The organism is Dactylosporangium cerinum (assembly GCF_042653625.1).
Lineage (GTDB): Bacteria > Actinomycetota > Actinomycetes > Mycobacteriales > Micromonosporaceae > Dactylosporangium > Dactylosporangium cerinum.
The window spans coordinates 319,796-342,749 of sequence record NZ_JBHSIU010000028.1; the positions used below are offsets into that span (position 1 = coordinate 319,796).

General features: G+C 73.6%; 20 protein-coding genes and 2 tRNA genes. 8 read left to right on the forward strand and 14 right to left on the reverse strand.

The genetic code is table 11. The features are described from left to right. Nucleotides 1-4: 4 nt before the first annotated feature. The 5 genes from ACFPIJ_RS24235 to ACFPIJ_RS24255 all read right to left on the reverse strand — a co-directional run bounded on the left by ACFPIJ_RS24235 (nucleotide 5) and on the right by ACFPIJ_RS24255 (nucleotide 3,572). Entirely contained in the window at nucleotides 5-1,762 is a 1,758-nt protein-coding gene (locus ACFPIJ_RS24235; protein ID WP_380117463.1) for an ankyrin repeat domain-containing protein, read from the reverse strand. A gap of 58 nt (nucleotides 1,763-1,820) precedes the next feature. After that, a tRNA-Arg gene (locus ACFPIJ_RS24240) sits at nucleotides 1,821-1,893 on the reverse strand. Nucleotides 1,894-1,923: 30 nt separating this feature from the next. Continuing rightward, nucleotides 1,924-1,996 (reverse strand) — tRNA-Met (locus ACFPIJ_RS24245). Beyond that, complete coding sequence (locus ACFPIJ_RS24250) at nucleotides 1,987-3,348, reverse strand: hypothetical protein (protein WP_380117464.1); 1,362 nt, start codon at nucleotides 3,346-3,348, stop codon at nucleotides 1,987-1,989. The genes ACFPIJ_RS24245 and ACFPIJ_RS24250 overlap by 10 nt, the downstream gene beginning before the upstream one ends. 62 nt (nucleotides 3,349-3,410) lie before the next feature. Continuing rightward, nucleotides 3,411-3,572 carry a hypothetical protein gene (locus ACFPIJ_RS24255; RefSeq protein WP_203848589.1) on the reverse strand — a complete coding sequence of 54 codons (162 nt, stop codon included), beginning with the start codon at nucleotides 3,570-3,572 and terminating at the stop codon, nucleotides 3,411-3,413. A 140-nt stretch (nucleotides 3,573-3,712) separates the two neighbouring features. On the opposite strand from ACFPIJ_RS24255, the gene ACFPIJ_RS24260 reads away from it, so the two are divergent. Further along, nucleotides 3,713-4,195, forward strand: coding sequence for a SigE family RNA polymerase sigma factor (locus ACFPIJ_RS24260; RefSeq protein ID WP_380117465.1), 483 nt, complete (start codon nucleotides 3,713-3,715; stop codon nucleotides 4,193-4,195). Beyond that, on the forward strand, nucleotides 4,192-5,220 hold the full coding sequence (locus ACFPIJ_RS24265; RefSeq protein ID WP_380117466.1) for a hypothetical protein: 1,029 nt from the start codon (nucleotides 4,192-4,194) through the stop codon (nucleotides 5,218-5,220). The genes ACFPIJ_RS24260 and ACFPIJ_RS24265 overlap by 4 nt, the downstream gene beginning before the upstream one ends. Nucleotides 5,221-5,223: 3 nt before the next feature. Here the strand turns inward: ACFPIJ_RS24265 and ACFPIJ_RS24270 are convergent, their stop codons facing one another. After that, the gene (locus ACFPIJ_RS24270; protein ID WP_380117467.1) at nucleotides 5,224-6,030 is read right to left on the reverse strand and encodes an SAM-dependent methyltransferase; all 807 of its coding nucleotides are present in this window, start codon (nucleotides 6,028-6,030) and stop codon (nucleotides 5,224-5,226) included. A gap of 51 nt (nucleotides 6,031-6,081) precedes the next feature. Here ACFPIJ_RS24270 and ACFPIJ_RS24275 point away from each other — a divergent pair, with 51 nt between their 5' ends. Beyond that, the gene (locus tag ACFPIJ_RS24275; protein WP_380117468.1) at nucleotides 6,082-6,600 is read left to right on the forward strand and encodes a GNAT family N-acetyltransferase; all 519 of its coding nucleotides are present in this window, start codon (nucleotides 6,082-6,084) and stop codon (nucleotides 6,598-6,600) included. A 38-nt stretch (nucleotides 6,601-6,638) separates the two neighbouring features. On the opposite strand, the gene ACFPIJ_RS24280 is transcribed toward ACFPIJ_RS24275, so the two are convergent. The 3 genes from ACFPIJ_RS24280 to ACFPIJ_RS24290 are packed head-to-tail and all read right to left on the reverse strand — an operon-like array spanning nucleotide 6,639 to nucleotide 9,622. After that, nucleotides 6,639-7,760, reverse strand: coding sequence for an aromatic ring-hydroxylating oxygenase subunit alpha (locus tag ACFPIJ_RS24280; protein WP_380117469.1), 1,122 nt, complete (start codon nucleotides 7,758-7,760; stop codon nucleotides 6,639-6,641). 18 nt (nucleotides 7,761-7,778) lie between these two features. Continuing rightward, the gene (locus tag ACFPIJ_RS24285) at nucleotides 7,779-8,417 is read right to left on the reverse strand and encodes a response regulator transcription factor (protein ID WP_380117470.1); all 639 of its coding nucleotides are present in this window, start codon (nucleotides 8,415-8,417) and stop codon (nucleotides 7,779-7,781) included. Then, nucleotides 8,405-9,622 carry a sensor histidine kinase gene (locus ACFPIJ_RS24290; RefSeq protein ID WP_380117471.1) on the reverse strand — a complete coding sequence of 406 codons (1,218 nt, stop codon included), beginning with the start codon at nucleotides 9,620-9,622 and terminating at the stop codon, nucleotides 8,405-8,407. The genes ACFPIJ_RS24285 and ACFPIJ_RS24290 overlap by 13 nt, the downstream gene beginning before the upstream one ends. A 135-nt stretch (nucleotides 9,623-9,757) precedes the next feature. On the opposite strand from ACFPIJ_RS24290, the gene ACFPIJ_RS24295 reads away from it, so the two are divergent. Then, the gene (locus tag ACFPIJ_RS24295; protein ID WP_380117472.1) at nucleotides 9,758-11,101 is read left to right on the forward strand and encodes an alpha/beta hydrolase family protein; all 1,344 of its coding nucleotides are present in this window, start codon (nucleotides 9,758-9,760) and stop codon (nucleotides 11,099-11,101) included. Nucleotides 11,102-11,130: 29 nt separating this feature from the next. Here ACFPIJ_RS24295 and ACFPIJ_RS24300 read toward each other — a convergent pair whose 3' ends face one another. After that, complete coding sequence (locus ACFPIJ_RS24300) at nucleotides 11,131-11,853, reverse strand: DUF6086 family protein (RefSeq protein WP_380117473.1); 723 nt, start codon at nucleotides 11,851-11,853, stop codon at nucleotides 11,131-11,133. A gap of 120 nt (nucleotides 11,854-11,973) precedes the next feature. Between ACFPIJ_RS24300 and ACFPIJ_RS24305 the strand changes: the two genes are divergently transcribed. After that, nucleotides 11,974-12,831 (forward strand): flagellin N-terminal helical domain-containing protein, encoded by an 858-nt coding sequence (locus ACFPIJ_RS24305; RefSeq protein ID WP_380117474.1) that lies wholly within the window; start codon nucleotides 11,974-11,976, stop codon nucleotides 12,829-12,831. A 135-nt stretch (nucleotides 12,832-12,966) separates the two neighbouring features. Next, a complete protein-coding gene (locus ACFPIJ_RS24310) occupies nucleotides 12,967-14,598 on the forward strand; it encodes a beta-1,3-glucanase family protein (RefSeq protein ID WP_380117475.1) in 1,632 nt (543 codons plus the stop codon). Between the two features lie 136 nt (nucleotides 14,599-14,734). Here the strand turns inward: ACFPIJ_RS24310 and ACFPIJ_RS24315 are convergent, their stop codons facing one another. Continuing rightward, a complete protein-coding gene (locus ACFPIJ_RS24315; protein WP_380117476.1) occupies nucleotides 14,735-17,416 on the reverse strand; it encodes a helix-turn-helix transcriptional regulator in 2,682 nt (893 codons plus the stop codon). 68 nt (nucleotides 17,417-17,484) lie between these two features. Between ACFPIJ_RS24315 and ACFPIJ_RS24320 the strand changes: the two genes are divergently transcribed. Both ACFPIJ_RS24320 and ACFPIJ_RS24325 read left to right on the forward strand, forming a co-directional pair. After that, complete coding sequence (locus tag ACFPIJ_RS24320; RefSeq protein ID WP_380117477.1) at nucleotides 17,485-18,198, forward strand: ABC transporter ATP-binding protein; 714 nt, start codon at nucleotides 17,485-17,487, stop codon at nucleotides 18,196-18,198. After that, a complete protein-coding gene (locus ACFPIJ_RS24325) occupies nucleotides 18,195-20,519 on the forward strand; it encodes an FtsX-like permease family protein (RefSeq protein ID WP_380117478.1) in 2,325 nt (774 codons plus the stop codon). The genes ACFPIJ_RS24320 and ACFPIJ_RS24325 overlap by 4 nt, the downstream gene beginning before the upstream one ends. 301 nt (nucleotides 20,520-20,820) lie before the next feature. Here ACFPIJ_RS24325 and ACFPIJ_RS24330 read toward each other — a convergent pair whose 3' ends face one another. The 3 genes from ACFPIJ_RS24330 to ACFPIJ_RS24340 all read right to left on the reverse strand — a co-directional run bounded on the left by ACFPIJ_RS24330 (nucleotide 20,821) and on the right by ACFPIJ_RS24340 (nucleotide 22,946). Then, nucleotides 20,821-21,099 (reverse strand): GlsB/YeaQ/YmgE family stress response membrane protein, encoded by a 279-nt coding sequence (locus tag ACFPIJ_RS24330; RefSeq protein WP_203848608.1) that lies wholly within the window; start codon nucleotides 21,097-21,099, stop codon nucleotides 20,821-20,823. A gap of 81 nt (nucleotides 21,100-21,180) precedes the next feature. Beyond that, nucleotides 21,181-22,404 (reverse strand): MFS transporter, encoded by a 1,224-nt coding sequence (locus ACFPIJ_RS24335; RefSeq protein ID WP_380117479.1) that lies wholly within the window; start codon nucleotides 22,402-22,404, stop codon nucleotides 21,181-21,183. Beyond that, nucleotides 22,401-22,946, reverse strand: a complete 546-nt coding sequence (locus ACFPIJ_RS24340; RefSeq protein ID WP_380117480.1) for a TetR/AcrR family transcriptional regulator — start codon at nucleotides 22,944-22,946, stop codon at nucleotides 22,401-22,403. The genes ACFPIJ_RS24335 and ACFPIJ_RS24340 overlap by 4 nt, the downstream gene beginning before the upstream one ends. Between the last annotated feature and the right edge of the window lie 8 nt (nucleotides 22,947-22,954).

Genomic DNA, 22,954 nt, shown 5'->3' on the forward strand with positions numbered 1-22,954 from the left:
CAGCCTACCGCCGCTGGATCAGGTCGCGGAGGAAGGCGAGGTCCTGCCGGCCGGTCCAGATCGGGGCGCGGGCGTAGGGCCGCTGCGACGCGGCGTGCGGGTCGGCGCCGGCGTCGAGCAGCGCCCGCACCAGCTCCGGCGAGCCGTAGTCGACGGCCGGGTGCAGCGGCGTCTCGCCGTTCAGGTCGCGGGCGTGCACGTCGAGGCCGGCGTCGAGCAGCCGCGGCAGCAGGTCCTCCCCGGTCAGCCACGGCAGCAGGTGCAGCAGCGTCCGGCCGCGCTCGTCGCGCACCTGTGGGTCCAGCCCGCCGTCCAGGGCGGCGGCCACCGCCGCGGCGTCGCCGTGCAGGACCAGCGTCATGAGCTCGCGGCGCAGGCCCCGCATCGGGCCGGGCATCCGCACGGCCGGGTTGCGCCAGCCGTCGTGGGCGGCGACGCAGCCCTGCACCTGGCCGCCGAGCGCCTCGATCATGCGCTCCCGCCGGATCTCGGCCGGCGGGTGTGGCATGTGGACGGTGCCGTCACGCAGGAGCACCTCGTGCGTGGCGTGGTTGCACTGCACCCGGACCCGGTCCCGCAGCCCGGGCGGCGGCGCCGGTGCGGGAGCCGTCCCGGCCGGGAACAGCGCCGCGTGCACCAGCGGATGCAGCTGGTCCGGCCGCATCGTCCCCCGGAACAGGGCGGTCAGCTCGGCCGGCCGGCGGGCCAGCACGTGCGGCAGCCGCGGCACCCGGTCCAGTTCCAGCCCGAACTCGGCCACCTCGGCGCGCCGTCGTTCGTCGTCGACGCGGCCGTACGGCACACCGGCGACGAGCCGGGCCCGCGGCCGCTCGGTGTCGAGGCGGTCCAGCACGATGCAGCGCCCGCGCACGTCGATGCGCACCAGGCCGGCGTGCTCGTCGACGTGGAGCGGCAGCGCGTCCGGCCGCGGCTCCGGCACCACGTGGTCGACCTCGCGGCCCGACGGCGTGAACAAGAGCCGGTGCTCCGGCTCCTTGGGCACCGGCGCCGCCCGGCGGGCCGCTGCCACGTGAGCGCCGATCCGGCGGGCGGCCCCGGCCAGTGCCGCGTGCAGGGGCCGCAGCCAGGCGAGCGACTGCTCGACCACGTCCTGCCGTTTCCGGTCGCGGTCGTCGCCTGCCCGCCACGCGGCCGGGTCGATGCGGTCCCGGCTCCAGCCCGGCTCGAACAGCAGCACTTCGAGGGTGAACCCGGCGGCGGCCCACGCGTCGGCGTGCCGGCCCTCCTCGTCGAGCAGGATCGCCCGCTCGACGGCGCCCTCCGGCCCGTCGCCGCTCGTCCGTTGCCCGGCGGGGGTGAAGAACGGCAACCGGGTGACCCCGCCGCAACGGGCCAGGAGCTCAGCCGTACACCTGGAATCCCAGCGATCGCGAAGGTGCAGCACCGCATCGTCCCGCCGACCGGCCGTCGCGCTGTCCAGCCGCTCGAAGCGCAGCGTGATCCGCTGCGGCGGCAGGTCGAAGCGGTCCGGTGTCCGGGCGACCAGCGCGTGCATGTCCGGGAACAGCGCCAGCGGCAGGAGCAGCCCCGGGCGCAGCAGGCCGTCCGTGGGGCGCCGCGGCAGGTGCCAGCGCAGCAGGTCCGGCACGAGATGCCGCAGGTCGTCCTCGACCCGCGCGGCGGTCTCGGCGCCGTGGACGTCCCGGATCGCGGCCGGGTCGATGTCGACGTCGACCCCCGCGGCGGCGCACGCACCGCGCCAGTCGCCGGCCAGCCGGCGTGCTGTGGCCCGCTCGATCATGCCCGCCGGGACCGCGGACGGATGCAGTGGCAGTATCGGTCGCTCCTCACGTCGAGGGCAGTGCCGACCGGATTCGAACCGGCGTTCTTCCGTTCCGGAGACGGACGCGACCACCTCTGCGCTACGGCCCTGCCGCCGGCCACTCTATCGATCGTCGGGGGCAGTGCCGACCGGATTCGAACCGGCGTCTTTCCGATCATGAGTCGGACGCGACCACCTCTGCGCTACGGCGCTGCCGCCGCCGATCGTACCGACATCAGGTGCCGGCCGAGGTCGGTCAGCTCGACGGTCACGCCGGGCTCCGGCGCCATCGCCCAGGTGGTGGTGTCGGCCGCGGCCGCGGCGGCCTCGCGGTCCGGATCCGCGGTGAAGCCGGTGACCGCGACGGCGCCGTGGCGGGCCAGGGTCGCGAGGATGTTGCGGATCACGGTGGCGGCGATGCGCCGGTACACCTCGGGCTCGCGGCGCGGCAGGTGGCCGGCCTCCTCGTCCAGCAACCGATCGGTGAGTGCCTGCAGGTCGGCCGGGCCGGTGGTGGCGGAGAGCAGGTCGAGGAACATCGGCGCCCACGGGGCCAGCCAGCGGCGGAGGGGCTCGGTGCCCTTCTCCGCGTGCAGCGGCGTGACCGGATGGATGAGCACGTCGGCGAGGCCCGTCCACAGTTCGAGCGCGGCCGGCGCCGGGGCGGTCCCGTCCAGGACGGCGTCGACCAGGTCCGCACCCGGCCCCCGCTCCACCCGGCCACGGCGCAGCTGGACGACGTCGAACTCGAGCCCGGTCTGCCACAGTTTCGCCATGGCCGGCTCGCCGCCCGCCGGCAGGCCCAGCGCGGCGAGCAGGGCCGGCCGGTCGGCCTTGCGCACCTCGCCGCGGCCGTCGACGGCGCGCCCCTCGGGTCCGACCCAGCCGGCGAGCGTGGCGAGGTCCCGCAGCCGGGCGGCACCGTCGTGCGACACCGCCTTGGCGAGCGCCGCATCGTCGGTCGGCACGGGACCGGCTCTGTCCGGTGCCGGGCGGGTCCGGGCCGGGCGCCCCGGGGGCACCATCGTGACCTGGTCACCGGTGACGAGGACGGTGCCGGTGGCGTACCCCTCCTGCTCCATCAGCGTGCCGAGCACCTCCCGGCGCTCCTCCGGCTCGCGGGCGCTGAACCGCGCCGCCCAGGCGTCGACCTCGGCCGGGTCGCCGTCGGGCCGGACGCCGTCGCGGAGCATCGCGGTGAAGATCCGCTTGGTCAGGTCCCACCGGGTGGTGTCGGCCATCGCCGCCGGGAACTTCGCCGTCAACCGGTCCAGCTCCTTGAGCAGCGCGGCCGGGCGGGCACTCGCCGGGTGCAGCCGGCCGGTGTCGTCGAGGAACCGCAGGAAGTCGCGGACCGTGTCCAGCCCACGCTCGCTCAGCTGCCAGGCGTCCACCTGCCCGGGCGCGACGGAGTCCATGAACAGGGCATGCACCTCGCCGCTGCGCCACCGGGTCGGATCGGGCCGCCACCGGAGCAGGACCGAGATCCGGCCCCGCAGGCCGGCGTCGCCCGCAGGCGCCCAGGCGATGAAGTCGTCGACGATCCGCTGCCGCATCCGGGACATCGGTCGACCGTAGCTCCAGTCGGGTGATCAGGCGCTCCGATCGAGTGATCAGGCCGCTCCGGTCAGGTGATCAGGCTGCTGAAGAAGTCGCCGAAGCCCTTGCCGACCGAGCCGATGAGGCCGACGAGGCCCTTTCCGACACTCGCCGCGGCCTGCGGACGGAAGGCGATGAAATAGATGAGGAACGCCCAGGCGGCGTAGGTCAGCGTCTTCTTGACGGTCATCGGGTGCCCCGTGCGGTGTCGGTCGGTCAGGTGCCAGGCAGCCGACTACCCGGATGCCATCGCCCTAACCGCGACCTGCACAAACAAGAAAATCCAAAGGGGATGTAGCAGTTTCGCCCCGCCCGTTACGTTCTTCCACCGTGACCTTCGAGGAGTTCGTGGCCGTCCGGCTCGCGGCGCTGGTCAGGTATGCCACGGTCGTCACCTGGGACCCGCACCTGGCCGAGGACGTCGTGCAGGACGTCCTGGTCAGGGCGCAGGCGCGCTGGTCGCGGATCGGGTCGCTGGAGGAGCCGGAGCGCTACGTGCGGCGCATGGTCGTCAACGAGTTCCTCTCCTGGCGCCGCCGCCGGTCCGCCCGGCTCCTGCACCCCGGCGAGGCGCTCGACCTGCCGCCGCAGGCCGACCCGACCGGTGGCTACGACGAACGCGACGCCATGGTCCGCCTGATCGGCACGCTGCCACCCCGGCAGCGCGCGGTGATCGCGCTGCGGTTCTACGAGGACCTGGCCGTCGAGCAGATCGCCGACGTGCTCGGGTGCCGGGTCAGCACCGTGCGCACGCACCTCACCAGGGCGATGGAAGCGCTGCGAAGCCCGCTGATGACAGGGGAGAGGTCGTGAACGAAGGACTCGAAGCGCTGGTCCGCAGCGCGCAGGAGGAGCGGGCCCGGCAGGCTCCCGACCCGGACCGCGTGCTCCGCGCCCTGCCGGCCCTGGTCGCCCGGCGCCGCCGCCGTCGACGGACCGGGCTGGTCGCCCTCGCCGCCCTCGCCGTCCTGGCGGTGGTGGTGCCGGCGGTCCTGGTCGAGCGCACCACGCCGACGCCGCCGACCACCCCGCCCTCGGTCGAGGTCCCGGCGAAGCCGGCGGTGCCGACCCTCACGTTCCGGCCCACCTGGCTCCCGCCCGGCTTCAAGGAGACGATCCGCACCGGGCACATCACCGCGGACGAGGCGCACGCCACGCAGACCTGGAATGCCGGAGGGAAGCTCGGCGGCGGCGGGTACATGAACTCCGTCCCGGGCATGAGTCTCGACATCCGGCGGCAGGACCGGCAGGCCGCGCCGACCGACGGGACACCCGTCGCCGTCGACGTCAACGGCACCACCGGCACCTACCTCGAATCCAGAGTCGGGTCCTCGATCGTCTGGGCCGTCGACGCCACCCACCTCGCCACGCTCAGCGCCAGGGGGGTATCCCAGGCCGACCTGCTGCGTGTCGCCGCCTCGGTGCGCCACGACGAGGTGGCCGTCCCGCCGCCGCTCAAGCTCGACTGGCTGCCCAGCCCGCCGTCGACGATGGACTACTCACTCACGGGTGAAACGCCCGTCGACTGGACCGCCAAACTCTTCGCCGATGTCGCGGGCCTGGGCACCTTCGACGTGACGCTCGCCCTGACGACCAGCTTCCCAACGGGCGGCGAGGCCGTGCCGGTCGGCACGGTCATGGGTCGCGTCCTCGATATGCCGGACAAAGGCACCGGACCCGGCTGGATCGTCGTGGTCCAGCCGCCGTCGGACCGCTACATCCTGACCGTGTGGTTCGTGCCGGCGGCGGGCGTCACCCACGACCGCGACGCGCTGCTGCGCCTCGTCGGCAAGGCCGACACCACCCTGGCGGCCGACTCGGACTGGATCGGCACCTGAGCGTCAGGGGAGGCGGGCGACACCCGCGTACATGGCGGTCTCCGACGCGGTCGGGCGGGGCTGCGGCTCGGCCGAGTCGCGCCACTCCGCCAGGGGCACGACGCCCGGCTCGACGAGGTCCAGGCCGTCGAAGAACCGGGCGAACTCGGCCCTGGTCCGCAGGCGGCCCTGGCCGTGCCGGCCGGAGGAGATGTCGGCGACCAGCTCCGGCGGCAGGTAGTCGCTGGTGGCGTGGGACGCGACCAGGTAGCTGCCGGCCGGGAGCGCGGCGAGCAGCCGGCGCACCACCGCATACGGGTCGTCCTCCTCCGGCACGAAGTGCAGGATCGCGAGCAGCAGCAGCGCGACCGGCTGGGTGAGGTCCAGGGTCCGGCGCAGGTCCGGGTCGTCGAGGATCTTCGCGGGGTCGCGCAGGTCGGCGTCGACGTAGACGGTGGCGCCCTCGGGGGCGCTGGTGAGCAGGGCCCGGGCGTGCACGAGGACGAGGGGGTCGTTGTCGACGTACGCGATCCGCGACTCCGGGGCGATCGCCTGGGCGACCTCGTGGGTGTTGTTGGCCGTCGGCAGGCCGGTGCCGATGTCCAGGAACTGCCGGACGCCGACCTCCGAGGCCAGGAACGTCACCGCGCGGCGCAGGAAGCGCCGGTTCTCCACCACGGCGGTGCGGATCGCGGGGAACTTCGCGGCGATCGCGTCGCCGGACTCGCGGTCGGCGGCGAAGTTGTCCTTGCCGCCGAGCCAGTAGTCGTACCGCCGGGCCGGGTGGGCCACCGTCGTGTCGATCCGCGACTGCCAGTCCTGTGCACTCACCGCGAACCTCCAGGTTCGATGACGTCCCAACGGCGATCCTAGAATGCCGTCATGGTCACGTTCCGCCCCGCGCACACCGAAGACGTCCCGGCCGTGGTCACGCTGGTGCAGTCCGCGTACCGGGGGGACAGCAGCCGCGCGGGCTGGACGACCGAGGCGGACCTGCTCGAGGGGCAGCGGGCCGACCCGGCGATGGTCGAGGCCGCGATCACCGACACGCTGGTGCTGGTGGCGGAGCAGGACGGGGTCGTCGTCGGGTGCTGCCAGCTGGAGCGGCGCGACGGGTACGGCTACCTCGGCATGTTCGCGGTCGACCCGGCGCAGCAGGGCAACGGACTCGGCCGGGCGGTGCTCGGCGAGGCGGAGCGGATCGCCCGGGACGAGTGGGGCGCCGGGGAGCTGCGGATGACGGTGATCGTCCAGCGCGAGGACCTCATCGGCTGGTACGAGCGGCGCGGCTTCGCCCGGACCGGCGAGCTGACCCCGTTCCCCTACGGCGACGAGCGCTTCGGCCGGCCGCTACGGGACGACCTGGCCTTCGAGACGCTGACCAAAAAGATTGATGCTTAGGCTTGAGAACCTGAACACGAGTGCCCAGGCTCTCAAGCCTAAGAATCCAACCGCAGCCCACGGCCCAGGTACGCCTCGGCGACGAGGGTCGTCCACTGGTACACCGCGTCCTCGTTCGGGGCGAGCGGGCCGGGCACGAAGTGCGGGGAGCTCAGGCCCCGCTGGACCGACTCGCACGCGGCCCAGTCCTGGCGGTTCGTCAGGTCCCAGAAGTCGACCGCGTAGGCCGTCTCCGAGAAACCGGCCGGGAAGAACCAGCTGCACTCGATCGACGTCAGCCCCGGCTCCAGCGGCGTGAGCCGGTGCGTCATCACGTAGTCGGGGTGCGCGGACACCAGCAGGTTGGGGAACAGCCCCACGTACAGCACGGTGCGGCGCGGGGCGTCGGGGATGTAGACGCCCGGCCCGTTGCCGTCGAAGGACATCGTCGACGCGTGCGGGCGCAGGTCCATCGAGCCGCCGACCCACGCCCCGGGCAGCGACCAGTTGTCCCCCGACGTCGGCGGCGAGACCTTGCACAGCTCCGGGTGGATCAGCGGGCAGTGGTAGCACTCGTGATAGTTGTCGATCATCACCTTCCAGTTCGCGGCGACCCGGTATTCGTGCCGCGCGCCGAGTTCGAGGCTGCCCATCCGGTACGGCGCGAGCAACCCGTCCAGCGCCCCGAGGTGCTCGGCGAACGGGGCCGCCGGCGCGCCGGCGTTGACGAACAGCCACCCCTCCCACACCGCGGCGGGCAGCTCGATGAGCCCGAACTCGCTCGCGTCGAGCGCCCCCATCCCGGGCGCCGTGGCCAGGGCACCGTCGAGCCGGAACGCCCAGCCGTGATACGGGCACACCGCCGCCGGCCGCCCGTTCGACCCGCCGTCGGGCAGCAGCTCATGGGCCCGGTGCCGGCAGACGTTGGCGAAGGCCCGCACCGCGGCATCCGCTGGAAATGTCAGCAGCACCCCGACGTCGCCGACGGTGACGGCCCGCTGGGTGCAGCCGTCACTCAGCTCGCCGACCCGCCCAACACACGTCCACGCGTCGGCGAACAGGTGCCGCCGCTCCCACGCGAGGACCGCGGGGTCGGTGTACGCCTGCGCCGGCAGCATTCGCGACGACCCGAACGGCCGCAGCGCTGCCTCGACCGCGACCCGGTCCAGCGGAGCTTCCATACCCCCAATCATGACCGCTCAGCGGCGGTCGAGGTAGCTCAGGACGGCGAGGACGCGGCGGTGCTGGTCGGTGGACGGGGCCAGGCCGAGCTTCGCGAACAGCGAGTTGATGAGGTTGTTGACGGACTTCTCGGCGAGGACGAGCCGGGCCGCGATGGCCGCGTTGGAGTGGCCCTCGGCCATGAGGCGCAGCACCTCACCCTCCCGGGTGGTGAGGCTGTCCAGGGCGTCCGGGCGGTGCAGCAGCTGCGCGACGACCTCGGGGTCCATCACCGTGCCGCCGGCGGCGACGCGGTGGATCGCGTCGACGAACTCGCGGACCTCACCGACCCGGTCCTTGAGCAGGTAGCCGACCGCGCCGGCCCGGTCGGCGAGGAGGTCGCGGGCGTAGAGGCGCTCGACGTACTGCGAGAGCACCAGCACCGGCAGTCCGGGCCGGGCGCGGCGGGCGGCGACGGCGGCGCGCAGGCCCTCGTCGGTGAAGGTGGGCGGCAGCCGGACGTCGACCACCGCCACGTCCGGCCGCGCCGCGACGAGCCGCTCGGCCAGCCCGTCGCCGTCGGCCCCGGTGGTCGTGACGTCGAAGCCGTACGCGGTCAGCATCCGGGTCAGGCCGTCGCGCAGCAGCACCTGATCCTCGACGATCAGGACCCGCACGGCAGCTCCATCTCCAGCACCGTGGGCCCGCCGGCCGGGCTGCTGACGCGCAGGCCACCGTCGAACGCGGACAGCCGCCGCTGGATGCCGAGCAGGCCGGTGCCGCGGGACGGGTCGGCGCCGCCGTGGCCGTCGTCGCGCACGGTGATCCGCACCGCCGCACCCTCGTCGACGAGACTGACCTGGACCTGCCGGGCATCGCTGTGCCGGATGGCGTTGGTCAGCGCCTCGGCGGTGGCGAAGTAGGCGGCCGCCTCCACGGGCGCCGCGAGCCGCCGGTCCAGCCGCAGGTCCAGCTCGACCGTGACCGTGCTGCCCAGCACGAGCGCGTGCACGGCGGCGGCCAGGCCGCGGTCGGCCAGCACCGGCGGGTGGATGCCCCGGACCAGGTCGCGCAGCTCGGTCAGGGCGGCGCCGGCGCCGGCCCGCGCCTCGGTCAGCAGCGCCTTGGCCACCGCCGGGTCGGCGTCGATGACGTCCGAGGCCACCCCCAGGTTCATGGCGAGGACCACCAGCCGGGCCTGCGCGCCGTCGTGCAGGTCGCGTTCGATCCGGCGCAGCTCGGCGGCGGACGCGTCCACGGCGGCGGCCCGGGTGGTGGTCAACCGGTCGACCCTGGCGGTGAGGCGGGCTTTGGCCGTGGGTGCCAGCAGCGCCGCGGCGAGCCGGGTCTGCGCCTCGATCAGGTGCCGGGGCAGCCAATACGCGAGGACGGCCAGCCCGGCACCGACCGGCACGAGCACCCACGTCAGCGGCCCGGACCGGCCGGTCCACTCCAGGACCGCGGGATCGAAACCGGTCGGCTCGGGGAGCAGCGCCCGCAGCGCCGGGGCCGTCAGGCACTGCACGGCGGCCAGCCACAGCCCGACCGCGAGCACGAGACTGCCGACGCCGGCGCCGAACTGGCACGGCAGCCACAGCAGGTCGCGCCACGTGGCCGGATCCCGCACGACGGTGCGCAGCCGGGCCCACCCGGTGCCGGTCAGCGGCCGGTACGGCGGCGACGCGCCCACCCGTCGCCGCTGCGCACCGGCGAGCCGGCGGACCGCCCACATCGCGCCGGCGAAGAGCAGCACGCCCACGCCGACGAGGCCGGTCGGTCCTGACACGGCGACGACCGCCAGCAGCGCGGGCGCCGGCAGCCCGATCGCCGCACCCACCGCCAGCCAGCGCAGTTCCTGCAAACGACTACGAAACCGGTTCACGACCCCGACGGTAGGCCGCACCCACGGCGCTCGACAGGGTGCCCGCACCTGATTGCGCCGGGGTGCCGCTGCCCTGGGCCGCGACGCGGTCCGCGGCCAGGCTGAACGCCGAACCCACCCAGACAAGGAGTATCGATGCGACGACTCGTGATGGCCCTGGCCGTTGCCGCCGCGACGCTCATGCCGGCCGCCCCCGCGGTGGCCGCACCGGCCGACTTCACCGCCACCGAGGTCTCGTTCACCAGCAACGACGGCGTGGTCCTGCACGGCACCGTGCTCGCCCCGGCATCGGGCGGCGCCGCGCGGCGGCCGGGCATCGTGATGCTGGAGGGCGCCGGCAACCGCGGCCGGTCCTACCTGCGCCCCGAGGCGGAGGCGTACGCCCGGCACGGCGTCGTGACCCTGATCTACGACAAGCGGACCGAGGGGTACTCGGCCGTGCACCGCGACTTCTCGCTGCTCGCCGACGACGCGCTCGCCGGGCTGCGGCTGCTGCGCGACCGGCCCGACGTCGACCCTTCGCACCTCGGACTGTGGGCGCTGTCCGAGGGCGCGTGGGTCGCGCCGCTCGCCGCGAACCGCTCCGCCGACGTCAGGTTCCTGATCACCGTCGGCGCGGTCGGCATCACCCCGGCGGCGCAGACGGCCTGGGCGTACGGGACCTACCTGCGGCACGCCGGGGTCAGCGGCTCGCTGCCCCGCACGATGCGTGGCACCGTCGTGCAGACCACGATCGACCTGGGCATCTTCGCCGAGTCGGACTTCGACGCGCTGCCCGCCTGGCAACAGGTGCGCCAGCCGGTGCTCAACCAGTGGGGCCAGCTCGACCGGGACGCGCTGCCGGGACTCAGCAGCCGGCTGATCGGCGGGGCGCTGGACCGCGGCGGCAACACCAGCCACACGATCCGGATCGTCGACGGCACCAACCACAACCTGCACCGCACCGCCGCCGACGGTTTCGACCGGCTGCCCGACCTGCCGGCCGACTACGCGGACTTCGAGACCGCCTGGATCGCCGATCCGTCACTCACCGCCCCGAGCGCATCCCTGGCCGACGAACCCGCCCCGCCCGTGTTCGCGGCCGGCGACCATGCCTGGGTGTCCTCCGGTGTGGTGCTGGCCCTGCTGGTCGCCTTCGCCGGGTTCCTGGTCGTGGGCCGCCGGTCGAAGCTGGGCCGCCCCGCCCGGTGGCTGGCCGTGCTTACGCCGGTCACGCTCGTCGCCACGTACCTCTACCTGATGTTCCTGCTCGTCGTGGCGGCCAAGGTGACCGGCCCCGTGGTGCTGGGCCGGCCGCTGCCGTGGCTGCTCCTGCAGCTGCTCGCCCTGGCCACGGTCGCGGCGACGGTGGCGGTCGCCGCGACCTGGCGGCACCACCTGGACCTCACCACCCCCGGCCGGATCCGGCTCGCACTGCTCACCGCGACCGGAGCGCTGTTCGCCGTCTGGGCGGTCCAGTGGGGGCTGCTGCTCCCCTGAACGGGCGAGGCTGACGGGCGGGTCAGCAACTACGGCACGGTGGGCGGGTCGCCGAAGCCGAGCCAGGTGATCCGGTGGCCGAGCCCGTCGTGCACCACCTCCAGGCGCAGCCGCGACACCCCGTAGACCGTGTCCCACAACGACATCACGCTGACCCGGCGATATCCCTCGTCGGTGCTGATCAGGTCCGGCGGGATCCGCTGCGGAGGCAGCAGCAGCGGCACCGGGTAGCCGTCGACGATCTCCCGCAGCCGGTCACCCTGCCAGCCCTGGCCATCCGTGCGGGCGTCGATCGTCTGGTACCAGCCCCGCACCAGGTCCAGCACGATCGCCGCCAGCTCGAAGCGGACCGACGGCGGCAGCTCGCGAGCGGTCGGCGGTCCCCAGGCGACCGGCTTCAGCCCGGTCGCCGGCAGGGCGGCAGGCATCCCGTCGCGGATCTCCGGGTTGCCGCCGAGCTCCCGCAGCGGCCCGTTCAGGTGCTGGTCGAGTGCGGCCAGCACCTGCAGCGTGCCGAGCGCCATCGCGCGGACCGTCGGCGAGTGCTGGCGGTTCCAGTCGTTGAGGAGGAACACGAAGAACTCGCGCAGCTTCAACGGGTCGAAGTGCAGCTCGTCGCTCTCCGGTCCGAGGATGCCGCTGGAGCGTTGGATCCGGTCCTCCATCACCCGCACCTGCGCCGCGAACAGCTGCGCGGTGCTGCGGCCCGGCTCCCAGAACGGGACCCCGTCGACGTACCCGAACATGCCCATGCGGAAGACCCTGCCATGTCCCTCGAAAAAGGGCTCATGCCCCACCGCGCGGCGCCGATGTCAGTCCCGAGCGGGCCAAGGACGGCCCCGGAGCACGACCCGATTCAAGGAGGAAACATCATGGGTCTTCGTATCAACAACAACATCGCCGCTCAGAACGCGTACCGGAACCTGTCGGTGACCGACAGCCAGATGAGCAAGTCGCTGGAGAAGTTGTCGTCGGGTTTCCGGATCAACCGGGCGGCGGACGACGCGGCCGGCCTGTCGATCAGTGAGGGTCTGCGGTCGCAGATCGGTGGTCTGAAGGTTGCGGTGCGCAACGCGCAGGACGGTATCTCGGTCGTGCAGACCGCTGAAGGTGCGCTCACCGAGACGCACTCGATCCTGCAGCGTATGCGTGACCTGTCGGTGCAGGCGTCCTCGAGCGGTTCGCAGGACACCGACGCGCGGACCGCGGCGCAGACCGAGTTCACCCAGCTGAACGCGGAACTGGACCGCATCGCCACCACGACCAGCTTCGGCGGGCAGAAGCTGCTCGACCCCGCGGGTTCCTACACCGGCACGTTCCAGGTCGGCGCGAACACGTCCAGCGCGGACCAGATCGCGGTCAACCTCGGCACGGCGGCGTTCGGCAGCGTGACCGGTGTGACGGGCTTCGACTCGACCGGCCTCGGCGTGGTCTCGCTGAGCCTGGTGACCGGCGCCTCGGCGGCCATCACCGCGATCGACACCGCGATCAAGGGCATCTCGACCGCTCGGGCCACGCTCGGTGCGTACCAGAACCGCTTCGAGCACACGATCAACAACCTGAACACGGCGACGGAGAACCTGACCGCGTCGGAGTCCCGCATCCGGGACACCGACATGGCGCAGGAGATGGTCTCCTTCACCCGCTCGCAGATCCTGACCCAGGCCGGCACGAGCATGCTGGCCCAGGCCAACCAGGCGCCGCAGAACGTCCTGTCGCTGCTGCGCTGAGTAACCAACTTCGATGAGCGGAGCCCACGGACGTTGGGCTCCGCTCAACGAATTCTTAAGTTTCTATTCGGTCGTTGACAACGTTTACCGCCGGTACGAATGCTGCTGAGAGCGCTCTCACAAAGGAGTCTCTCGGTGCGTCTCAGGACAAAACTGCTCGGTGCGGCCGCCGCGCTGGCCGTGGCGGTGCCCGTGGGCATCGCCGCGATGCCGAACGCGTCGGCGGTCGGACCCAGCCTGCTGCCCTTCACGGTCACGAACACCACCGGCCGCGGCGACGCGGTCTACCTCTACGTGCTCGGGGTGAACCTGACCACCGGACGTCTCGGCTACGTCAACTCCGGCGGGACCTTCACCAACTGGGCCGCCGGGTCGAACCCGCCCTCCCCGGCTCCGGACGTCGCCATCGCCGGACCCGCCAACGGCGCCAGCACCACCATCCAGCTGCCGAAGAACCTGTCCGGCCGGGTGTACATGTCCCTGGGCCAGAAGCTGAAGTTCTTCCTCACCCCCGACGGGCTCGTCCAGCCGGCGCCGTGGTCCGCCAGCGACCCCAACCACGACATCCTGTTCGACTGGAGCGAGTTCACCTACAACGACGCCGGGCTGTGGCTCAACAGCTCACAGGTCGACATGTTCGCCGTCCCGCACGAGGTCACGGTGACCGGCAGCAACGGCGTCACGACCCGCACCGGCGCACCGGTCGCCAACGGCCGGCAGAACGTGATCAACCAGGTCAAGGCCCAGGCCGGCTGGGGCAACACCGTCGTCACCCGCGCCGACGGCACGGTCCTCCGCGTTCTTGCTCCCGGCAAAGCCGCCGATGCCGGGCTCTTCAGCGCGACGTACCTCGACCCGTACATCACCAACGCCTGGAACGCCTACACGTCCAAGACGCTGACCGTGGTGCCGTTCACCGACCAGCCGGGCATCAAGTACTTCGGCCGCACCAACGGCAACGTCATGACCTTCACCAACGGGTCCGGCCAGCAGGTCGCCTCGTTCAACAAGCCCAGCACCAGCAACGTCTGGGGCTGCGACGGCGCGCTCGGCGCCCCCAACGACCAGGTCATCGGCCCGATCGCCCGCACGCTCTGCGCGGCGCTGCACCGCGGCACGCTCGGCACCATCGACACCCAGCCCGGCGGCGGGGCGGCGGACTTCTACAAGAGCTCGCTGACCAACCACTACTCGCGGATCATCCACGCGAACATGGCCGACGGGAAGGCATACGGGTTCGCCTTCGACGACGTGCAGAACCAGGAGTCCCTGGTGCACTCCGGCGACCCGCGCTCGGCCGGGATCACCCTCAGCCCGTTCGTGGGCGGCACCACCCCGCCTCCTGGTGGCGGCGGCACCACGCCGCCGCCGACCGGAAACGGCAACGTGAGCGGGATCGCCAGCAACTGGCACGGCAAGTGCATCGACGTGCCGAACTGGAAGTTCAACGACGGCCAGCAGCTCATCGTGTGGAACTGCACCGGCGGCACCAACCAGCGCTGGACCTGGGTCGACGGCACCCTGCGCACCGAGAACAACAAGTGCATGGACGTCGCCTGGGGCTCCACCGCCAACGGCGCGGCCATCCAGCTCGCCACCTGCAGCGGCAACCCCGCGCAGCAGTTCGTCCTGTCCGCCGCCGGCGACCTGGTGAACCCCCAGGCCAACAAGTGCGTGGACATCGCCGGGTGGAACCCGAACAACGACGCCGTCCTGCACTTGTGGGAATGCACGGGCGGCGCCAACCAGAAGTGGCACCGCGTTTAGGCGGGCCACTCAGGAAGGCTCGAGTGGGAGCGCAGCGAGCATGGGGGGTGTGGGGTGGCGCAGCCCCCCACGGAACCGCGACCCGTGAGGGTCGGGGAGCTGGAGACAGGCCGGGTTCCCGCCAGGACCCGGCCCTTCACCCTGCCAGGTCGAGGCGGGCCAGTTGGGTGCGGCTGGCGACGCCGAGTTTCGGGAACGCGCGGTACAGGTGGTAGCTGATCGTCTTCGGCGACAGGAACAGCTGGGCGCCGATCTCCCGGTTCGTCAGGCCGGCCGCCACCAGGCGGACGATCTGCAGCTCCTGCGGTGACAGCACCGACGCCGTGGTCACCACCGGCTGGGAGGAGTCGGTTGCCCCCGCGGCGCGGAGCTCGGCGCGGGCCCGGGAGGCCCAGGGGCGGGCGTCCAGCCGGTCGAAGATCTCCGCCGCCGTCCGCAACTGGGTCCGCGCCTCGTTCTTGCGGCGTTCCCGGCGCAGCCGCTCGCCGAACGCCAGGTGGGTGCGGGCCGCCTCCCACGGGCGGTCGCTCGCGGCGTGCGCGGCGACCGCCGCCTCGAAGTGCCGGTTCGCGGCCGGCCATGCCGGCTCCACCTGGGCGTGGCACCGGTGCGCGACCGCGTCGGCCCAGTCGAGGCGGGCCGCGTCCGCCCACTCGGCGAAGCGGGTGCAGGCGGCCTCGGCCCGGTCGTACGCGCCGATCCGGGTCGCCGCCTCCACCTGGTCCGGGGCGCTGTAGACGGCCTGGATCTGGTGGCGGACCGGGCCGGCCAGGGCCGCGTCGAGCCGGTCGGACGCCTCCGCGGGCCGTCCCAGCCCCAGGTCGAGCAGCGCGAGGGCCCATTCGGCCCAGGCGAGCCCGTTGGCGATGCGGTTGCGGGTGTACCGGTCGTGACAGTTCCCGGCCAGCTCCACGCACTCGGCGCTGTCGCCGCGGACCGCCGCGATCCAGCCGAGGATCCCCTCCAGGTAGCCGGCCCGGTTCGGCTGCCCGGTGTCGGTGGCCAGCTGCAGCCCCTCGGTCGCGGTGGCGACCGCGTCCCGGAAGCGGCCCAGGTAGAGCTCCGCGGCGGCGAGGGTGACGTGCGCGAGGGGCAGCCAGCCGATCGCGCCCTCGGCCCGCGACTCGTCGGCGACCACCTGCGAGATCTCCCGGCCGGCCTCGAAGTCGCCGACCAGCCCCGCCACGAACGCCGCGTTGAGCCGCAGGTTCGGCGGGCCGGTGCGGGTGCGGGTGAGCGCACGCATGGCCGGCACACCCGCCGCCGGACCGTCGACGAGCAGCCGCGCCGCCGCGGTCACCGCCTCGACCGCCGGGCCGAGCCCGTCGTCCGGGGACAGGCCGAGCTCGTGCAGCCGGGCCGCGGCCTCCTGCACTCTCGGCGGATCGCTGAGCTGCCAGGCGTTGCGGGCGGCGTCGACGAGCAGCAGCCCGGCGGCCCGGCGGTCCACCGGCGCGAGCGCGAGCGCGCCGGCGACGAGCAGGTCGTGCGCGGACGCCGCCGAACCCTCGTCGAACGCGAGCCGGGCCCGCAGCTCGCACACCTGCGCGGTGAGCACCGGGTCGGCGTCGACCGGGTCGCAGGACGCGAGGAACCTGCGGGTCAGGTCGGGCTGGCCGGCGTCGTTGGCGGCGACCGCGGCCGCGACGAACCGGCGGGTCCGCCGCACCGGGTCCGCGGTCAGCTGGGCCGAGCGTTGCAGCGCCGCCGCCGATGCCGGGTAGCCCTTGCGGCCACGCGCCCGGTCCGCGGCGTGTTCCAGGGCGAGCGCCGCCTCCTCGTCCGGCCCCGTGGCCGCGGCGGCGAGGTGCCAGGCCCGGCGGTCGTCGTCGGCCGGCAGCAGGTCCGCCAGCGCCCGGTGCACGGCCAGCCGCCGGTCGAACGTCGTCTGCTGGTAGGCGGCGGCCCGCAGCAGCGGATGGGTGAAGCCGATCCGCCCGGCGGCGACCGTCACCAGGCCCGCCGCCTCGGCCGCGCCGAGCCCGCCGGGGTCGACGCCGAGCTCCTGCGCCGCGCGCAGCACGACGCCGAGATCAGCGTCGGCGGCGGCCGCGGCGATCAGCAGCATGGCCCGCCCGGCGGGTGGCAGCCGGTCGATCCGCGCCGCGAACGCGTCCTGGATCCGGCGCGGCAGGGCGGCCGGGACGAACGGCGGCGCCCCGCGCGGCAGCTCCCGCAGCGCGAGGGGGTTGCCGGCGCTGTCGCGCACCAGCCGGACCCGGATCCGCTGCGGCAGGTCCGGTCGCAGCTGCCGCAGCAGGGCGTCCGCGGTGTCGGGGTCCAGCCCGGCGAGCCGGTGCTCCGGCAGGCCTTCCAGGGCGAACTCGTCCCGCGCGCCGAGCAGCATCGCCACCGACTCGGCCTGCAGCCGCCGGGCCACGAAACGCAGCGCCTGCGCGGAGGAGCGGTCCAGCCAGTGCGCGTCGTCGATCAGGCACAGCACCGGCCGCTCCTCGGCGAGCTCGGCGAGGAGACTCAGCGCCGCCACCCCGACGAGCAGCTGGTCGCCGCCCGCCGCCGGACCGAGCCCGAGGGCGCCGCGCAGCGCGGCGTGCTGCACGTCCGGCAGGTTCGTGGCGCGGGCCAGTGCCGGCGCCAGCAACTGGTGCAGCGACGCGAACGGCACCTCCGCCTCGGTCTCCACCCCGGAGCAGCGCAGCACGGTCATCCCGGCCGCGGCGGCGGCCGCGTCGTCGAGCAGGGCGCTCTTGCCGATCCCCGGGTCGCCGCGCACGACCAGGACGGCGCTGTGTCCGGCGCGGGCCCGGTCGAGCACCGAACCCGCCGCGGCCCGATCGGCTTCCCGTCCCCACAGCATGATCATTCGAGGGTACTGGTCACCTGTCCGGTACCGGGCTCCCACCCGCCGTCCCTACCGTGCTGAGCATGGTTGAGCTCGATGCCGTCACCAGGCAGTTCCCCAACGGGGTCACCGCGTTGGACGCGGTCACCGTGGCGTTCGCGCCGGCCACGTTCACCGCCGTCATGGGCCCCTCGGGCTCCGGCAAGTCGACGCTGCTGCAGTGCGCCGCCGGGCTCGACCGGCCCACCTCGGGCCGGGTCACGATCGCCGGGCAGGACCTCACCGGGCTCAGCGAACGACGGCTCACGCTGCTGCGCCGGGAGCGGATCGGGTTCGTGTTCCAGGCGTTCAACCTGCTGCCCGCGCTCACCGCCCGGCAGAACGTCGGCCTGCCGCTGCGCCTCGCCGGCCGCCGCCCCGACCGTGGCGCGCTGGACCGGGCCCTCGCCGCGGTCGGCCTCGCCGACCGGGCCGGACACCGCCCGCACGAGCTGTCCGGCGGCCAGCAGCAGCGGGTCGCGATCGCCCGGGCCCTGGTCACCGGCCCGGCGGTCCTCTTCGCCGACGAGCCGACCGGCGCCCTGGACACCGCCACCGGCCGGGACGTGCTGCGGCTGCTGCGCACCCTGGTCGACGAGCACGGCCAGACGATCGTCATGGTCACCCACGACCCGGTCGCCGCCGCCCACGCGGACCGGGTGCTGTTCCTGACCGACGGCCGGTGCTCCGGATCCCTGGACGCGCCGACGGCCGGCGGCGTCGCCGCCCGGATGACGAAGCTGGGGGCAGCATCATGATCTTCATCGCGTTCGCGTCGCTGCGGCTGCGGTGGGTGTCGTTCGTCGGCACGTTCATCGCGCTCGCCCTGGGCAGCGCCCTCATCGCGGCGATGGGCCAGGTCCTCGCCACCACCGCCACCGCACCGGACCGCGCCCCGCAGCGCTACGCGGCCTTCCCCGTCGTGGTCGCGCCGCACGACACGCTGACCGTGCCGACCTGGCAGGGCGGGGACAGCGAGCCGCTCGCCGTGCCGCCCGGCCTGCCGGCGGACCTGGTCGCGGCGCTGCCCGGCGCCCGCGTCGACCGGCTCATCCCGGCGCAGCTCGCGGACGGCTCGCTGCGTGGCGGGGTCGGGCGGCCCTGGGCCGTGGCGCCCGCGCTGCTGGCCGGCCGGCCGCCGGTGGCCGACGACGAGATCGCCACCGCCGGGGCGGTGGGCAGCCGGACGAGCGTCGTGACCGGCGACGGGCCGCACGCCTACACCGTGGTCGGCACCGTCCGGGACGGGCTGTACTTCGCCGACACCACGGCGGCGAAGCTCCGGCCGCAGGTGGACGCGCTGCTGCCGGCCGCTGCCGACGTTGCGCAGGTCCGGGCCACCGTCGGCGACCGGGCCAGGGTGCTCACCGGCGACGACCGGGCCCGCCTGGATCCCGGCCGGGTCGCCGACGGCCGGGCCCGCAACAACGCCAACACGATCGTCGGCATCGCCCTCGGGTTTGCCGCCTTCGTTGCGATCTTCGTCGTGGCCTCGACGTTCGCGTTCGCCGTCGGTCAGCGGCGGCAGGAGTTCGCCCTGCTGCGGGCCGGCGGCGCGCTGCCCGGCCAGATCCGGCGGCTGGTGCACAGCGAAGCCCTGATCGTGGCCCTCGGCGCCGCCGCGATCGGTGCCCTGGCCGGGCCGTCGCTGGCGCCGGCAGTGCTGGACCTGCTCCGGGACCGGGGTATGGCACCGGACTGGGTGACCGCGGTCAGCGCGGCGCAGTGGCCCGCGTGGACCGCGTTCGGCACCGGCGTCACCGTCGCCCTGCTCGGCGCGGTCACGGCGGCGTGGCGGGCGGGCCTGGTCCGCCCCGGCGAGGCGCTGCGGGAGACGGTCGTCGAGGCCCGGACCATGCCCCTCGCCCGGTGGGTCGTCGGCGGCCTCACCCTGGCGACCGCCCTCGTCACCATGGTCGTGACCGCGGTCGGCGACCCCGAGTCGGCGACCAACCGCAAGAGCTACATGCCGGTGGTGATGCTGCTCATCGCCGCGACCGGACTCCTGGCACCCGCGCTCGTCGGCCTGGTCGCCCGCCGCCTCGGCGGTTCGGAGCCGGCCGGCACGGGGCTGCTGCTCGCGCTGCGCAACGTGACCGCGTCCGCGCGGCGCACGGCGGCGGTCGCGGCGCCGGTGCTGGTCACCGTCGGGCTGGCGGGGTCGCTGCTCATCGCGTCGGACCTCACCGACGCGGCCAAGGACGTCCTGCGCGCCAGGCCCGTGCGCGCCGACTTCCTGGTCCTGCCGGACGGGACGCTCGGCCTGGACCGGGAGCTCGTCGCCGCGCTGCGCACCGTCCCCGGGGTCGACGTCTCCGTCAGCACCGGCACCAGCGTGTACACCCTCGAAGGCGAGACGGCGCTGATCCGGCGCCCGGCCGAGGCGGTGGACGAGGTGCCCGACGGCGGGATCAAGGTCGCCGCCGACTGGAACCTGCGGGTCGGCGACACGGCCCGGGTCTGGCTCGCCGACGGCAGCCAGGCCAGCCTGCGGGTGCTCGAGGTGCTGCCGCCCGGCAGCCCGGCGGACGCCTACGTGGCGGCGTCCCGCACGTTCGGCGTGCTGCCGTCGGTCGCATACGTGCGCCTGCGTCCCGGCACCTCCGTCGAGGCGACCACCGCGGCGCTGCGGGCCGCCGTCGACGGGCACCGGGCGCGGGCGGTGTCACGCGGCGCCTGGCTGGCGGCGCAGCGGAGCGGCGCGGGGTCGGCGAGCCGGCTCGGGCTGCTCATCGTGCTGGGGATCGTGCTGGCGTACACCACCCTGGCCATGGTCAACACGCTGCTGATGGCGGCGCCGGACCGGGCCGGGGAGCGCCGCTCGCTGAGCCTGCTCGGCGCGACCAGAGCCCAGGTGCTCGCCTGGACGGCGGTGGAGGTGCTGGTCACCGTGGCGCTGGGGGTCGCGCTCGCGGCCGCGGCCACCGTGGTCGCCGTCGGCGGGCTGTGGACGATGCTGCTCCGCGTCACGGGTCCGGTGACGTTGAGTGTGCCGTGGACGACGCTGGGTGCGCTGATCGGCGGAACCGCGCTCATCGCGGTCGCTGCGGCGCTGGTGGGAGCCAGGTCCGGAAAATAGTGAGACCGGCACCCACGGGGGAAGGCGCCGGTCTACTGCCTCCAAGGATAGGCCGCGCGCCGCACATCCGCCAGTGCCAACCGTAGGACGTCCAAGGTGGACGATCGGTGATCCGCGGGACGCGATGTCGTCTCACGTTCATCGGGCGTTCAGATGAGGCCTCGTCGTACACATGTGCTATCCACAGCCTGTGGATAGCACATGTGTACGAAGAAGTATTGCCTGGTCAGTCCCTGTGGATAAGTCCTGCCGGACAGCAGGAACCCCCGGCCACCGGCCGGGGGTTCCTGGACGACTCGGGTCAGAGGGCTCGGCGGCCACGGCCGGCGAAGCCGGCGACCAGCGCAACACCCAGGGCGGCCACGATGACCTGGACCACCAGCTCGCCCCAGTCCACGCCGGGGGTGTCGGTCGCGATGCCGACGGCGTTGGCGATGAAGGTGCCGATCAGTGCGGCCACCACGCCGATGACCATCGTGAGCCAGATCGGGATGTTCTGGCGGCCGGGGACCACCAGCCTGCCGAGCGCGCCCACGATCAGACCGACGATCAGCGCGGTGATGATTCCGGTGACGGTCACTGTTCCTCCTTGGGTCCCAGGTAGCGGCGTCGATGTGCCGCTGTCCAAGGGGTGCCCGATCCGGGCCGCCGCCAAACACCGTCAGTCCTCTTTGGACTCCGCTGCGGGTGGGCGCAGCACGCCGGCCAGGAAGAACGCGACGGTGAGCAGGACCCCGATCGCGATGAGTGCCCTGAGGACGGAGATGCGGTCGCCGAGCAGGCCGATCAGCGGCGGGCCGCCCAGGAAGGCGCAGTAGCCGACCGAGGCCACGACGCTGACCCGGCCGGCGGCCTTGGCCGGCTCGTCGGAGGCGGCGCTCATCCCGACGGGGAAGCCCAGGGACGCGCCGGTGCCCCAGAGGAGCGCGCCGGCGAAGGCGGTCGGGGTGTTGGGGCCGAAGATGAACAGCAGCAGGCCGGCCAGGGCGATGACGGCGAGCGTGCGCAGGACCGGGACACGCCCGAACCGGTCGAGCAGCCCGGGGCCGAACCAGCGGCCGACGGTCATCGCGGTCAGGAAGACCGTGAAGGCGAGGGTGCCGACCACGGCCGGTGCGTCGTACCCGTCGATGAAGGCGACGGCGATCCAGTCGATGCCGGCGCCCTCGGTGAAGGCGAACGCCAGCACGAACACGCCGATGAGCAGGGTCCGTGGCTCGGTCCAGAACTGCAGGAACCTGGTCTTGCCGCCGTTGCCGCCGGCCGGCACCTCGGCGCCGGCGTCGGTGTCGGTGTCCGGCAGGAACGCGCGGACCATGACGAAGGTGATCGCGCCGACCAGGACCGCGACCGCGCTCAGGTGGATCGTCACGGGGACCTTCAGCGCCACCATCGCCGTGCCGAGCAGCGCGCCGATGACGGTGCCGACGCTGTAGCCGGCGTGGAAGCGCGGCATGATCGCCCGGCCGAGGCGGCGCTCCACCATGGCGCCCTGCACGTTCATCGCGACGTCCCACGCCCCGTTGGCGAACCCGAACCCGAAGAGGCCCAGGACGACCGGCGGCACGCCGAGGTGATACCCACCGGCGACGATGATCAGGCTGATGGTCAGCAGGACCGCCATCGCCGCGACCGTGGAGCGCGAGCCGAGGCGCGCGGTGATCTGGCCGGAGAGCACCAGCGAGATGATCGAGCCCGCGGCGATGGCGACGAGCACCAGGCCGAGCTCGGACGGGCCGAGGCGCAGCTCGTCCCGGATCCCCGGGATCCGGGTGGCCCAGCTCGCCATCGCGACGCCGGCACCGATGAACGCGGCGTAGACGGCGCGGGTGGCGGCGCGCAGTGGCTGGTCGGTCGTGGACGTCGGCCCGGCGGTGACGATCATCGTGGCTCTCCGAGGGTTCTTTCGACGATTACGCGGATCTGTTCACGCGACACCGGCGCCGTCGACAGTGTCTTGTGCATGACCAGGCCCTCGATCAGGGCGTCGACGCCCCGCGCGGTGGTCGGGTCGACGAAGCGTTCGAGGACCGCGCGGCTGGTGCGCATCCACGTCTCGGTGATGGTGCGCAGCGCGGGGTCCCGCAGCGCGGCCAGGTACAGCTCATACGCGATCGCCCAGTCGGCGGTGTCGGCACCGGCGTCACCGTGGATGAGATCGGTGATCGCCTCGACCAGGGCCTCGTGGGTGTGCACCTGCAGGAAGTGCGACTCGTAGACCACCGACATCCGCTCGGCGTGCCGTTGGAACGCCTGGGCGCGCAGATCTTCCAGGCTGCTGAAGTGATACGTCAGCGACCCGAGCGGCACGTCCGCAGCCGCCGCGATCAGCCGGTGGGTCGTGCCGGCCACGCCGTGCTCGGCGATGACCCCGATCGCGGCGTCGACGATGCGGTCCTTGCGGTTCGGATCGTGCCGCCGCGTCACCGCCGGCT

Excerpts from the sequence above, each read along its gene's own strand:
- ACFPIJ_RS24235 (WP_380117463.1), bottom strand. The coding sequence starts at position 1,762 with ATGATCGAGCGGGCCACAGCACGCCGGCTGGCCGGCGACTGGCGCGGT.
- ACFPIJ_RS24250 (WP_380117464.1), bottom strand. The coding sequence starts at position 3,348 with ATGTCCCGGATGCGGCAGCGGATCGTCGACGACTTCATCGCCTGGGCG.
- ACFPIJ_RS24255 (WP_203848589.1), bottom strand. The coding sequence starts at position 3,572 with ATGACCGTCAAGAAGACGCTGACCTACGCCGCCTGGGCGTTCCTCATC.
- ACFPIJ_RS24275 (WP_380117468.1), top strand. The coding sequence starts at position 6,082 with ATGGTCACGTTCCGCCCCGCGCACACCGAAGACGTCCCGGCCGTGGTC.
- ACFPIJ_RS24280 (WP_380117469.1), bottom strand. The coding sequence starts at position 7,760 with ATGGAAGCTCCGCTGGACCGGGTCGCGGTCGAGGCAGCGCTGCGGCCG.
- ACFPIJ_RS24295 (WP_380117472.1), top strand. The coding sequence starts at position 9,758 with ATGCGACGACTCGTGATGGCCCTGGCCGTTGCCGCCGCGACGCTCATG.
- ACFPIJ_RS24300 (WP_380117473.1), bottom strand. The coding sequence starts at position 11,853 with ATGGGCATGTTCGGGTACGTCGACGGGGTCCCGTTCTGGGAGCCGGGC.
- ACFPIJ_RS24305 (WP_380117474.1), top strand. The coding sequence starts at position 11,974 with ATGGGTCTTCGTATCAACAACAACATCGCCGCTCAGAACGCGTACCGG.
- ACFPIJ_RS24315 (WP_380117476.1), bottom strand. The coding sequence starts at position 17,416 with ATGCTGTGGGGACGGGAAGCCGATCGGGCCGCGGCGGGTTCGGTGCTC.
- ACFPIJ_RS24320 (WP_380117477.1), top strand. The coding sequence starts at position 17,485 with ATGGTTGAGCTCGATGCCGTCACCAGGCAGTTCCCCAACGGGGTCACC.
- ACFPIJ_RS24325 (WP_380117478.1), top strand. The coding sequence starts at position 18,195 with ATGATCTTCATCGCGTTCGCGTCGCTGCGGCTGCGGTGGGTGTCGTTC.
- ACFPIJ_RS24335 (WP_380117479.1), bottom strand. The coding sequence starts at position 22,404 with ATGATCGTCACCGCCGGGCCGACGTCCACGACCGACCAGCCACTGCGC.